This is a genomic window from Marinomonas lutimaris (assembly GCF_019426345.1).
GTDB classification, from domain to species: domain Bacteria; phylum Pseudomonadota; class Gammaproteobacteria; order Pseudomonadales; family Marinomonadaceae; genus Marinomonas; species Marinomonas lutimaris.
This window is the reverse complement of record NZ_JAHLLW010000008.1, coordinates 167749-181167: the sequence shown is the minus strand read 5'-3', so window position 1 is coordinate 181167 and position 13419 is coordinate 167749. Positions and strand designations below refer to the sequence as shown.

The 13419-nt window shown below is 42.9% G+C and carries 9 protein-coding genes; 2 read left to right on the top strand and 7 right to left on the bottom strand.

Annotated elements, in window-relative coordinates; all coding sequences use genetic code 11:
• The first annotated feature begins 10 nt into the window (after nt 1–10).
• A complete protein-coding gene (locus KPL72_RS11690; RefSeq protein WP_219702849.1) occupies nt 11–1180 on the top strand; it encodes a cation:proton antiporter domain-containing protein in 1170 nt (389 codons plus the stop codon).
• 184 nt (nt 1181–1364) lie between these two features.
• Nucleotides 1365–3455: an elongation factor G gene (fusA, locus tag KPL72_RS11685; RefSeq protein ID WP_219702848.1), complete on the top strand. Its 2091-nt coding sequence runs from the start codon at nt 1365–1367 to the stop codon at nt 3453–3455.
• Between the two features lie 171 nt (nt 3456–3626).
• Here fusA and KPL72_RS11680 read toward each other — a convergent pair whose 3' ends face one another.
• The 7 genes from KPL72_RS11680 to sbcD form a co-directional block, all read right to left on the bottom strand.
• The gene (locus KPL72_RS11680) at nt 3627–4679 is read right to left on the bottom strand and encodes an aldo/keto reductase (protein WP_219702847.1); all 1053 of its coding nucleotides are present in this window, start codon (nt 4677–4679) and stop codon (nt 3627–3629) included.
• A gap of 158 nt (nt 4680–4837) precedes the next feature.
• A complete protein-coding gene (locus KPL72_RS11675; protein WP_219702846.1) occupies nt 4838–6019 on the bottom strand; it encodes a cytochrome-c peroxidase in 1182 nt (393 codons plus the stop codon).
• A 173-nt stretch (nt 6020–6192) separates the two neighbouring features.
• The gene (gene minE / locus KPL72_RS11670) at nt 6193–6450 is read right to left on the bottom strand and encodes a cell division topological specificity factor MinE (protein ID WP_212915346.1); all 258 of its coding nucleotides are present in this window, start codon (nt 6448–6450) and stop codon (nt 6193–6195) included.
• Between the two features lies 1 nt (nt 6451).
• A complete protein-coding gene (minD, locus tag KPL72_RS11665) occupies nt 6452–7261 on the bottom strand; it encodes a septum site-determining protein MinD (protein WP_212915347.1) in 810 nt (269 codons plus the stop codon).
• Between the two features lie 61 nt (nt 7262–7322).
• Nucleotides 7323–8048 (bottom strand): septum site-determining protein MinC, encoded by a 726-nt coding sequence (gene minC, locus KPL72_RS11660; RefSeq protein WP_219702845.1) that lies wholly within the window; start codon nt 8046–8048, stop codon nt 7323–7325.
• 328 nt (nt 8049–8376) lie between these two features.
• A complete protein-coding gene (locus KPL72_RS11655; protein WP_219702844.1) occupies nt 8377–12105 on the bottom strand; it encodes an SbcC/MukB-like Walker B domain-containing protein in 3729 nt (1242 codons plus the stop codon).
• On the bottom strand, nt 12102–13379 hold the full coding sequence (gene sbcD, locus KPL72_RS11650) for an exonuclease subunit SbcD (RefSeq protein ID WP_219702843.1): 1278 nt from the start codon (nt 13377–13379) through the stop codon (nt 12102–12104). The genes KPL72_RS11655 and sbcD overlap by 4 nt, the downstream gene beginning before the upstream one ends.
• Nucleotides 13380–13419: the final 40 nt, after the last annotated feature.

Genomic DNA, 13419 nt, shown 5'->3' with positions numbered 1-13419 from the left:
AGGATAATCAATGGAAGCATCGATAGTACACTCCTTCTTTTTAATATTTGCAGGAGCGGCCGTCGTTGCTTCCATCGCCTTATACACAAGGCAACCTATGATAATCGCCTACATTGTCCTTGGCGTATTATTTGGCCCTTCTGCATTATCTCTTATTAACGAACCCAGACTCATGGATGAGATGAGCCACATCGGCATCATCTTTTTGCTTTTCTTACTTGGCCTAGACATGCAGCCAAGCCACCTAATAAACATGCTTAAAAAAGCCTCATGGATCGCCCTCCTCAGCTCAGCCATTTTTGCAGCTCTAGGATATGGAGTTGCAATACTTTGCGGTTATAGCAGCGTCGAAAGCCTAATAATCGGTATTGCCATGATGTTTTCCAGCACAATTGTCTGCATTAAATTACTTCCGACTACTGTGTTACACCACAAACACACAGGCGAGCTAGTGGTTGGCTTATTGTTATTACAAGACATGATTGCAATCGGTGTATTGCTGGTTTTGTATAGTATTTCCGGCACAGAAGACAACGGCGCAATGCAATACCTTAAACCTCTGATAGGTTTGCCACTATTGGTGGCTGGCGCCTTTATATTCGTAAAATACATTCTGCTAAAACTAATCACTCGATTTGATCGTTTTCATGAATATATTTTCTTAGTCTCTATAGGATGGTGCTTATCCATGGCAGTACTTGCAGAGACAGCAGGCTTGTCAGCGGAAATGGGCGCTTTCATAGCAGGCGTGGCACTAGCAACCAGCCCGATATCCCAATACATAGCCACTCACCTCAAGCCATTGCGAGATTTTTTCTTAATTCTGTTTTTCTTTACCATAGGTGCAAGCTTTAATCTTGATCTACTTAGTCTAGTCATTGTCCCTGCCTTAATTCTGGCAATTAGCTCAATGCTTATTAAGCCCGTGGTTTTTCGCCATCTATTGAAAGGCATAAAAGAAGATGCCAGTACATCTTGGGAAGTCGGCTTTCGTCTTGGTCAAGTAAGTGAATTTTCACTACTAATAGCCTATTTGGCAGCCAATATAGGTCTAATAGGCACAGAAGCCTCTCATGTCATACAAGCCACTGCTATTCTTAGCTTTGCTTTATCAACCTATATCGTCATTTTGAACTTCCCCAACCCAATTGCAATTTCAGATAAATTACGTCGAGATTAGCGATTTAGGGGCAAATTCAAAAGCTACAGAGAGACCTTAGACTACATTTATAAAATGCTTTCCTATTGCCTCTTTCTTTAGGCACATAAAATATAATAGAATAGCGCGAAATACCTGACTACAAATGCAAAAAGTCTTGTATACTAACGCGCAAATTTCGTCCTCACTTATTTAGAGTAATGTAATGGCTGACTTATCAAAATACAGAAACATCGGTATTTTTGCTCACGTTGACGCGGGCAAAACGACTACTACAGAACGTATTCTTAAACTTACCGGTATGATCCACAAGCTTGGTGAAGTGCATGAAGGTGAATCTACAACTGACTTCATGGAACAGGAAGCTGAGCGTGGTATTACCATCCAGTCTGCGGCTGTAACTTGTTTCTGGAAAGATCACCGTTTTAACGTTATCGACACACCTGGACACGTTGACTTCACAGTAGAAGTATACCGTTCACTAAAAGTTCTTGACGGCGGTATCGGTGTATTCTGTGGTTCTGGTGGTGTTGAACCACAATCAGAAACTAACTGGCGTTATGCCAACGATTCTGAAGTTGCACGTTTGATCTTCGTAAACAAGCTAGACCGTCTAGGTGCAAGCTTTTACCGTGTAACTGAACAAGTTAAAAAAGTACTAGGCGCAACTCCTCTTATCATGGTTCTACCAATTGGTACTGAAGACGAGTTCTCTGGTGTTGTTGACCTACTGTCTCGCAAAGCTTACATCTGGGATGATTCTGGCCAGCCAGAAAACTACAGCATCGAAGACGTTCCTGCTGACATGGAAGAGATTGTTGAAGAGTACCGTGAAAAGCTTCTAGAAACAGCAGTTGAGCAAGACGACGACGTTATGATGGCCTACATGGACGGCGAAGAGCCTTCTATGGATGACCTAAAACGTTGTATCCGTAAAGGTACTCGTGACCTTGCGTTCTTCCCAACTTACTGTGGTTCTGCCTTCAAAAACAAAGGCATGCAGCTTCTTCTTGATGCTGTTGTTGATTACCTACCAAGCCCAACTGACGTAATTCCTCAGGATCTTACGGATGAAGAAGGTAATCCAAATGGCGAAAAAGCAATCGTTGATGCTAAAGAGCCATTGAAAGCACTTGCATTTAAAATCATGGATGACCGTTTCGGCGCCCTTACTTTCGTACGTATCTACTCAGGCGTACTAAACAAAGGTGATACTATCCTTAACAGCTTCACGGGCAAAACTGAACGTGTAGGCCGCATGGTAGAAATGCAAGCAAACGATCGTAAAGAAATCAGCACAGCACAAGCTGGTGATATCCTAGCAATCGTTGGTATGAAAAACGTACAAACAGGCCACACGCTTTGTGATCCTAAGCACCCTTGTACTCTTGAAGCAATGGTTTTCCCTGAGCCAGTTATCTCTATCTCTGTTACGCCTAAAGATAAAGGTGGTAACGAGAAGATGGGTATTGCAATTGGTAAAATGGTTGCAGAAGATCCAACGTTCCGCGTTGAAACTGATATTGACTCTGGCGAAACCATCCTTAAAGGCATGGGTGAACTTCACCTAGACATCAAAGTAGATATCTTGAAACGTACTTACGGCGTTGATCTAATTGTTGGTCAGCCACAGGTAGCTTACCGTGAGACTATCACTAAGTCTGTAGAAGATACTTATACTCACAAGAAACAGTCTGGTGGTTCTGGTCAGTTCGGTAAAATCGACTACCGCATCAAACCAGGCGAAGTGGGCTCTGGCTTCAAGTTCTCTTCTTCAGTTGTTGGTGGTAACGTACCAAAAGAGTTCTTCCCAGCTGTAGAAAAAGGCTTCAAGTCCATGATGAACCAAGGTGTTCTAGCAGGCTTCCCTGTACTAGACATTGAAGTTGAATTGTTCGACGGTGGATTCCACGCAGTTGACTCTTCTGCAATTGCCTTCGAAATCGCAGCTAAAGGCGCTTTCCGTCAGTCAATTCCAAAAGCTGGTCCACAGCTAATCGAACCAATCATGAAAGTTGACGTGTTCACTCCAGATGACCACGTTGGTGATGTTATCGGTGACTTGAACCGTCGTCGTGGCATGATCAAAGACCAAGAGAAAGGTTTGACTGGTGTTCGCATCAAAGCAGACGTTCCTCTATCTGAAATGTTTGGTTACATCAGTACTCTTCGTACAATGACTTCTGGTCGTGGTCAGTTCTCTATGGAGTTCTCTCACTACCTACCATGTCCTTCTAACGTAGCTGAAACTGTTATCGCTGCTGTTAAAGACAAAAAAGAAAGAGAAAAGAACTAATTCATAGTTTTTTCTAATCTCTGAAAAAACCCGATACACAATGTGTATCGGGTTTTTTATTGAACAAAACAAAGCAAACTAAACACTCATCTTTCATAACTCTAATTTTACAGACACAAAAAAAGCGCCGAAGCGCTTTTTAAATTCATATCAGAGCTAATCAGCTGCCTATTAAAACGGAACAGGATACTCTTTAAAGACGGCCATGATATCCTTTAAAGCCTCTTCAGACAGGGTCATATCAAACGCCGCCATATCTTCTTTTAGCTGCTCCAAAGACGTCGCTCCAATGATAGTCGAACTTACACCGTCAACTTGATCACACCATGCCAAGGCAAGTTGAGCTGCAGTGAAACCATGCTTTTTAGCGACCTTCATATAAGCGGCAACCGCCTTCTCAACCAAAGGTGTATCGCGGAAAATACCGTTACGCTGAGAATAAGTCCAACGACTGCCTTCAGGGCGAGCACCACCAAGATATTTTCCCGTTAAAGCACCAGCAGCCAAAGGCGACCATGGCAAATACGCCACATCTTCATGAACACAGTTTTCGACTAGATAAGGCCAATCTTTTGTATGCAACAAACTAAATTCGTTTTGAATAGAAGCAACACGCGGCAAGCCATGCTTTTCACTGAGACGAATAAATTCATTAATCCCCCAAGTCGTATCGTCAGACAAACCAAAATGACGAATCTTACCGGCCTTAATACACGCATCCAAACCTTGAAGAATATCTAGAATTTGAGCAGACTGCTCATCACGGTCAACATCCGTAAAACTAATCACACCTGGAAAATGTTTTGCAAAATGCGGCGTAGAACGATTTGGCCAATGAAGCTGATAAAGATCAATATAGTCTGTCTGCAAACGCTTTAAAGAAGCATCCACCGCTTCAATCACTGTTTTGCCAGAAATATTACTGCCGTCGCGAACGTATTTCATACCAGGACCAGCAATTTTAGTAGCAAGAATAAACTCTTTACGACGAGATGGGTTACGAGAAAGCCAATCACCAATAATAGTTTCTGTTTTGCCATAAGACTCAGCAGTTGGCGGGATAGAATACATTTCAGCCGTATCAATAAAATTCACACCATTTGCTAAGGCGTATTCAATTTGAACATCAGCATCAGCTTGGTTGTTTTGAGTCCCCCAAGTCATAGTACCCAAACACACTCGAGAAACTTCTAAGCCAGTTCGGCCAAGTGGAACATATTTCATTGTATTAACCTTTTAAATTCAAGCGACACATACAAGATGCGAAAGAAAATAACCAAACAATCAATGTAATAAATTTTTCCTCCACTAGCCAGTTTTATCAATGAAAACAATAAGGAGTTAATTTAAGCTACTAACGAAGACCTCAGCAACAAAGATTTCTATTTATCAAGCAATGACTCATATCGCTGGTCCGTTAATGTCTTCAAAAAAGCAACAATGGCGTCCACCCTTTGATCTGGCAATGCAGGGCCTTTTTGTAAATTCACCAAGTCTATATTTTCCGCTACTTCTGGCTCAGCCCAAGGCTTGCCTGTTTCAGGGTTTATCGTACGCTGAGGGTTGTTGTACTTATCATAAAAAAGCACAACAGTTCGAAGATCTTTAAAAACACCGTTATGCATATATGGCCCAGTCACTGCAACATTACGCAAAGACGGCACTTTAAATTTACCTGCTTGCTTAAGATCATCTATAGACGGATTATCCAACAATCCAAGATCTTTTTTATTGCCATTATAGGCCATCAAATCAGCATTAGCTGGAACACCAATATTACGATATTCGTAATTAGTAAATGTTTCTTGAGCATTAAGCGGTGACGTATTTAGTTGATGACATGCATTACAGTTAGTAAATTGCTGAGAGAAAAATAAGGTCTTACCCAACTCCTCTTGCTGAGTTAGTTTTATTTCGCCACGCAAAGCACGATCGTATCTAGAGTCGAAAGGCATAAACATAGCCGTTTTTTCAAACGTCGCAATTGAATCAGTAATCGCCGCATACCCCTTTATAGGGTCATTTAAAATATCTTGCCCATAAATTGAGTTAAACAAGCCTTCATAGCGCGCATTTTCTTTTACTCGACTAACAACCGCTGCACCGTCAGGCATAGCCATTTCTAAAGGATTAACAAAAGGCCCTTCGGCCTGTTGAGCCAAACCAGAAGCGCGACCATCTAAAAACTGGCCACCACGATACTCGCCATTAGCCATACGATGAAAAGCCGGCGCGAAGGCGGCGTAAGCAGCTGTTGGTGTATTACGACTACCCATGGACACTCGATCACTTCCCAATGAAACAGCACCAAATAATGCATCTGACCTTTTATCAACAAAGCCATTGGCTATATCGTGGCAAGTTCCACAAGACTGATTGCGCTCTTTAGATAAATTGGTATCAAAAAACAACTGCGCACCCAGCATCGCCTTAGGATCTTTCATTGCAATAGGGAGCTCATGAGATGAGTTTGTAGACTTTATTTGTGAAACGGCTTGCTTAGGCTCACTACAAGCAGAAAGAAGCACAGAAACAGCCATCACACCTAGAGAAAAACGCAGCATGTTATCTTACTCTAACAATCAAAAATGAATGGCACGAATCATACACCCATGAAAACGTGAGTAAAACAATGACACCCAAACTCCGTCAATTAGACATAAAAAAACACCAAACAAGACACATATCAATTGTCTCATTTAGTGCTTTCCTATCGATACGATCACTTACTTCGAAGCTAGTTTTGCTCTGGCAAGGTCACATTCAACTCTAATATTGAGCAATCATCAGTATTATCCAGCTGGATCTGCACATCTTCACTGCCGATATTCACATACTTACGAATAACATCGATGATTTCTTGCTGCATCTGTGGCAAATAATCTGGCTGATGGCGCTTACTGCGCTCATGAGCAACGATAATTTGCAATCGATCCTTGGCAACAGAAGCGGAGCTAGGCGCGCTTTTGCTTTTAAAATAGTCAAAAATTCCCACTCTAACCCCCTAATAAACGCTTGATAAAGCCTTTCTTCTGAACTTCTAAAAAGCGTAAAGGACGCTCTTCACCCATCAAACGATCAACGGCATCCATATAGGCTAAACCAGCTTCTGAAGCTGTATCCAAAATAACTGGCGTACCTTGGTTCGAAGCTTTCAATACCGCCTCAGACTCAGGAATAACACCAAGCAATGGAATTGCCAAGATATCCTCAACATCGGACACACTTAACATTTCACCCAATGCAACACGCCCAGGATGATAACGAGTTAAAAGAAGGTGCTCCTCAATCGGCGCTTTACCATCCTCAGCTCGTTTAGACTTACTTTGCAGGATCCCCAAAATACGATCTGAATCGCGTACAGAAGAAACTTCTGGGTTAGTCACAACAATTGCAGCATCAGCAAAGTACAGCGCCATCTGAGCGCCCTTTTCAATACCTGCAGGCGAATCACATATAATGTATTCAAATTCCTTAGCAAGCTCTTCAAGAACTTCCTGAACACCTTCTATAGTCAACGCATCTTTGTCGCGCGTCTGAGAAGCCGGCAAAATAAACAAATCTTTCGTGCGCTTATCTTTAATCAACGCCTGAGATAGCGTTGCCTCTTTGTTTATGACATTTACAAAGTCATAAACCACTCGACGCTCACAACCCATAATCAAGTCTAGATTACGTAAGCCCACATCGAAATCGATAATAACCGTCTTATGTCCCTTTAACGCAATACCAGTCCCAATAGCAGCACTGGATGTTGTCTTTCCGACGCCACCCTTGCCTGAGGTGACTACTATAATTTTTGCCAATGCTTTATCCCCCGATAACCTCAAATGAGTTTATCTATACAGTAAAAATGAATAATAAATCTTAAAGCGGTACGATTTCTAAGCTATCGTCAACTAATAACACTTGCGCGCTGTCTTTCCAAACGATATTTCGCAGCGCATCACTCAACATAAAATTACCAGCAATAGAAACCAGTTCGGCCTCCATGCTTTTACAAAAAATTCGCGCCTCCACATCACCTTTAACACCCGCTAAAGCGCGACCTCGTAAAGCTCCATAAACGTGGATATTGCCATCCGCTAGCACTTCCGCACCAGCACTGACCTGATTAAGAATAATTAAATCCCCTTCTGCATAAACTTGCTGCCCAGAACGAATCGGTTTAGTAATAACTTTCGTAGCCTGAGGCACCAATCGCTCCTCAACCACAGTTTTCACAACGACATCAGGGCTCGCCTCTTCTTTTACTGCAGGAGACATATTAATAGGTCTTGCTTTACTTGCCGGCAAAAGAGGAATAGTCACTGAAGCATTCCACACAGGCAACGCATCAGGATCACAACGCCAGCCAATCACACCAAGACCAAGAGCGCTCACCGATTGAATCAACACTTCAAATTCTTCTAACCTAATACCACGTTTCATTTTCGAAATATCAATAATGATCGGGGCTTGATTAAAGAAATGCGGAACCTGATCAATCTTCTCTTTTAAATGAAACACAATGTCATCTAATGAAAAGGTTTGAATTTCTAATAAAACCGTCGTAACGACACTTCCTTTAAGTCGGAAGCCTGAGTCTGTCATGCAAACTGTCCTTTTTTAATAACTTAAATGGCCTTAAATGTTGAAAAGCCGCACTGAACTTTCACTATCAGCGTTAAAAATCTATTCTATCAAGCTGAATGATTAAAGAAAGCCACCACTACAATGTCTTTACATTCACAAAAAAACTCATGTTGCTCTCTTGTAGTGCTAAGAATAACGCAAAATGAGCAATAATGAACGCTAGATTAAGCATTTGATTTAATTAATATTTTACAACTTACTTACATACTTGTTCCCATAAATCTGGGGAAAACTTTTGCACCATTTTATGCACCATGAACAGCCAACAAATAAGCAAATAAATACATCACTCCTCAGTCGAATGCACAGCAAATTCAGCCGAAAGGCGACTTACCCCCAAACCACTCTGTTTAGTCAGCTTAATTTGCACAGGAATACGTTCTTTCAGAGCACTAATATGGCTAATAATACCGATGGTTTTGCCAGATGAATGCAAGTTATCCAAGGCATCTAATGCAGACTCCAATGTCTCACTATCCAAGGTGCCAAAACCTTCGTCCAAGAACAAGGAATCAATACTGGTCTTATGAGACACCAAATCAGATAAAGCCAAAGCCAGCGCCAAACTCACTAGGAAAGATTCGCCACCTGAGAGAGTTTTCGTATCGCGCGACGCATTCGCTTGCCAAGTATCAACCACAAGCAAAGACAAAGCATCTTCGTTACGCATTAATTGATAGCGACGATGCAAAATATCCAAATGCTGATTAGCCAAGTATACTAAATGATCCAGCGTCAAACTTTGCGCAAAGCGGCGGAATTTCGCGCCGTCAGCAGAACCAATCAAATGATTCAAACGCTCAAGATGAATAAATGCCTCTCGACGAGCTTCCAACGCTTCTTTGGATTTCGCTATCTGCTCTCTGCGTTGAACCTCTTCTTGAATCTGCTGAGCCACTACACCCCATTGACGATGCAGAGCTTGGCGTTCCGAATCAAGCTCGGCGTGTTTTTTTTCCAGCTCTTCAAGAGAAGACTTTTCAAAGACTGAACCGTCAAAAGCAGCAAGCTCGGACTTGCTTTCAATATGTTTCAGCAAGGATTCTTCAGATTGATTAAGTAATGTTTGTAATCGAGAACCGGCTTCTTGTAACTTCTTCAGCACTTCTTGGCGTTGGCTTATTTCTTCTGTGGATAAGTTCGCTTGCAGCCACGCAGCCTCGTTTTCAAAACCTTTCTCAGCTAGACGTTTTTGCCAATCGGACAAGACAAGCTTATATTCTTTACTTAACGATAGATGAGATTTATTAAGCGTTTCTAATGTCGCACTGCTAGACGCCAACGCCTGAGCGATTTGCTGTCGCTCAGATTCTACCTTTTCTAGCATTTGATGAGCATGATCATTAAGGGTTTGCATCTCTTGACGAAGCTCACTAATACTCTTGCCACCTAACAGCTCATGTAACTGTTCTGCCATGGCTTTTAAGCTCTCATTAAATTCAGCAACTGTCTCGCGGGCTTGATCATGCAGCTGCTGGCTTTCTTGTAACGCCCCTTGCAGCCTTTGGTGTTCATATGCAAGCTGTTCGCCTTGCTGCAATAAAGCATCATACCCCGCCTTGCTGTCACGCCATTGCGTCATCGCCCCCTGTAACTGCTCCAAAGCCTCTGTCAAAGACAAATCAAGGTAACTTTCAGGAACACCTGATTGCAGCATTTCTTTTTGCAAGTGCCTAATTGTCTGCTCTTGCTCGCCTTGCTTACTTGCTAAATTTTGCTGATGCGCTTCTAACGTTTGCCATAATAACTGACATTGCGACTCATCTTTCACCACTTGCTGTTGCGTCGTTTGATGCTGAACATTCAAGTTCTGCAATTCTGCTTCTAATGCCAAACGAGATTGTTGAAGTTCTTCTAGCTTAGGCGCTATTTCTTGCAAGGCACGCCAGTCTTGATCGACGCGCTGAACCAGAACCGACACTTGTTCTTTATCAAACAAATTAAAGCTGGCATCTTGGCTATTCACATAGTGAGTTAGTGGTGTTATCCATTCTTTCAACTCATTTTCTGTGGTGAGCAAACCTTCAATTAATTGCTGACGTCTAGTTTGACCAGAGGTTAACTCTCGCTGCAGGGATTCTAAATCCGCAGCCAATTGCATGCCTTGCCCCTTAAGGCTATCCAATTCTTTGCCTAAACGAGTAAATTCTTCCTGGCTGCCAGAATCAGCTTGGTACAAAGCATTAGCAAGATCATGTTCCGCCGAACCACACAGCGGACAAGCATCATGTTCGCCAAGTTCATCACGCAACTGCGTGAGCGCGACAATATGTCGTTCTGCCTCGGCGAGCTTTTCAACCGATTTTTGATGACGAAGCTTATCTTTATAAGTTTGTCTTTGTTGCTCCAATTGGCTCAGCTGTTGTTGGATGCTGTTTGTCATCGCATTCAGGTTAACGTCTATATTAGCAAGCTGAGTTTGTTGTTCTTGATACTGATGGAACTGCTTCCAGAGGGATTGCGCATTATACTGAGCACGTTCAGTCTGATGATAAGCTTTCTGCCAATCAGCATAATCACGTTGCGACGATAACTGCATAAAAGTATCAAGGGTGTTCTGCAAGGTTTGTTGACGCTCAAGCATGACCGCTTGACCTTGTTCTAACTTGGCTTGATTCGCCTCATGTGAAGATCGAGCTGCATTATAGGATCTTGTAGTAGAGGCTACATTGTTCTCAAGTTCAGTAATAGCTTGAGCATTTGCCGCCATACTTTGCGTTTGATGCAGCCAACTCGCCAACTGATTTTCGATTTTTTCTGGCGATGTCCAGCGGCTCAAAATGGCTCTACTGTCTTCACTCGCTTTATCAATGTCGGCTTGTTTCTCTGTTGTGGCTTTTAATTGCGATTGCTGATTTTCGACCTTCTCCGCAGCCTGTTTTAACCGAGCAGAAGCATCTTGATATTGCGCCTTCACACTTTCTTGGCGGGACAAGATAGGCTGAATTTCATCATTAATCTTGTTATTCAAAGCGTCCAACTCAGTGCGAGCATTCGCTAATTTCGCTTTCGCCTGCTCAACCGATTCAGTAAGAGCCTGACTTTGTATAAGCTGTGCTTGCTGCGTTTCAGTGTATTGAGCAATATCTGCTTGATTCTGATCCAAGCGAGACTTCAAACCTTGCTGCTTTTCATAATCAGCCTGAAGAACTTGCGCGGTCAGCGCCTGCTCAAGCTGCTGCTGTTGAGGCACAAAATCAGCCAACGCCTTATTCGCTTTTTCTACCTGTTGCTGATACTGAGCCACTTGCTCTTGCAACTTCTGCTCAGTGCGTCGCCATTCAAGTACAGTTTGCTGCGCCTTTAACGCCTGCTCATTGGCTTTTTCGTTGGCTTCAAAACTCGATTCAGTTTGCTTTAGTTCTGCAAAAGCCTCGTCCGTTAATAATTGAGTCTGCTCATTGAAGCTTTCAAGCGCTGCAATAGATTGCTTCTCTAGCTTGTGTTTATCAAACACCCACTTAGACACGTCACCATAGATTTCTGTCCCGGTCAGCTCTTCTAACAGTTCCGCCCTATCATTGGCCGTCGCATTGAGAAACGCTGAAAAGCCACCTTGAGCAAGCAACATAGACTTGGTAAAACGGGAAAAATCCAAACCAGTAATTTCAGCAATTTTGTCTATTTTTTCGTTAATCTTAGTAGTGATAATAGTGCCGTCGCGTTCGCACAGCTCACAGGTCATGGGTTGCAACTTACCATCACTTTGGCCGCGGGCACGACGTTGGCCCCAGAAAGCGCGATAGCCTTTGCCTTTTATTTCAAATTCCACTTCCGCCAAACATTCAGACGTGTGGCGCGTCATCACATCGTTCTGGCTAGGTGAAACCTTTAGACGTGGCGTTTCATGGTACAAAGCCAAACAAATCGCATCCAACAAGGTGGATTTACCCGCGCCCGTTGGCCCGACAATGGCAAACACACCAGCATCATCAAAAGGCGCTTCGGTAAAATCAATTTCCCATTCGCCTTTCAGGGAATTCAAATTCTTCAGGCGCAGTTTGCAAATTTTCATGATTGCTTCTCCTCGCCTTCTTGTTGATGCGCTTCCAGCTCTACCAAACAAGTATTAAAAAGCTCTGTCAGAATATTAGACTCGTCTTCATCCAGTTCTAAATTTGATTTAAGACTCTGCTGGAATACATCACCAACAGTTAATTCCGACAAGGTTTTACGCGCTTCAAAGCCTTCATTCTTTTTTTCTACCGCGCTGCGACGCATAACCCTAAGTAACTCAATTGGCTTACCGTCAATGACTTCTAACAAACGCTTATGCACATCGCTCAGATACTCGTCGGCAACCACGGTCACTTCTAACCAAAGGATTTGGTCTTCCGCCAATTCCAACGCCGAAATCTGTTTAATCACCTCTTTCAAGTTGCCCTTCAAACTCGCCATTGGCTGAAAATTAGGAATCGTCACTAATTGAACAGGATCGGTCGGCTCAGCAAACAAGTCTTCAACAAAAGTGTCTTCACCTAATAAATCGGTATCGAACATAACCAAAGTCTTATCACGACCCAGCTCATCAAAGCTCAGTGGAATCGGCGAACCACTGTAACGGAACCGACCACTTTTACTAATCGGCTGAGCTCGATGAATATGCCCAAGGGCAAGGTAATCAAACGCTGGAAACACCGACGTCGGCAAGGCTTCTAATGTTCCCACATAAAGATCACGAACGGACTCACTCACTTGCCCGCCCACTGCCGTCAAATGCCCAGTGCCAATAATAGGCACTGGCGTTTTCAACGCTTTGTTTTTCTCACAAGCAGCTTCATAAACTCGCTGATAAAAATCGCCGATCATCTGCAACAAACTGAGCTTCTTATCTTGCTCAGATTGCCCAGCAACGCTTTGCATCACATCTTTTGGACGCAAATACGGCACAGCACAAACCCATGCGGCCACCTCGCCTTTTTTGTCTTTAAGAGGAATAACATGAGAGTCAATGTCTTCAAGATTCGCCTGACTAGACACTTGCGTATCAAGATACGTCAGCAAACTCTTAGATTCGTTTAACATACTGACCGAATCGTGATTGCCTGCAACAATCAGCAGCTGACATTTACGCGCCTTCATGTCCAAAACTAATTGGTGATACATTTCGCGCGCGTAGCTTGGTGGCGAACCAGTATCGAACACATCCCCAGCAATGATCACCGCATCGATAGACTCTTTGTCCACCAGCGCCAACAGCCAATCTATAAAAGCTTTGTGCTCATTGCGTCGGGATTTCCCCATAAAATGCTGACCAAGATGCCAATCAGAGGTGTGTAGAATTTTCATTTATAGAATCCGTTGAATATCAAAATATACGTAAAAATAA

Bases quoted from the DNA above. Each gene is read 5' to 3' on its own strand.
- fusA (WP_219702848.1), top strand. From the start codon at position 1,365: ATGGCTGACTTATCAAAATACAGAAACATCGGTATTTTTGCTCACGTT.
- minC (WP_219702845.1), bottom strand. From the start codon at position 8,048: ATGACAGACTCAGGCTTCCGACTTAAAGGAAGTGTCGTTACGACGGTT.
- KPL72_RS11675 (WP_219702846.1), bottom strand. From the start codon at position 6,019: ATGCTGCGTTTTTCTCTAGGTGTGATGGCTGTTTCTGTGCTTCTTTCT.
- KPL72_RS11680 (WP_219702847.1), bottom strand. From the start codon at position 4,679: ATGAAATATGTTCCACTTGGCCGAACTGGCTTAGAAGTTTCTCGAGTG.
- sbcD (WP_219702843.1), bottom strand. From the start codon at position 13,379: ATGAAAATTCTACACACCTCTGATTGGCATCTTGGTCAGCATTTTATG.
- KPL72_RS11690 (WP_219702849.1), top strand. From the start codon at position 11: ATGGAAGCATCGATAGTACACTCCTTCTTTTTAATATTTGCAGGAGCG.
- KPL72_RS11655 (WP_219702844.1), bottom strand. From the start codon at position 12,105: ATGAAAATTTGCAAACTGCGCCTGAAGAATTTGAATTCCCTGAAAGGC.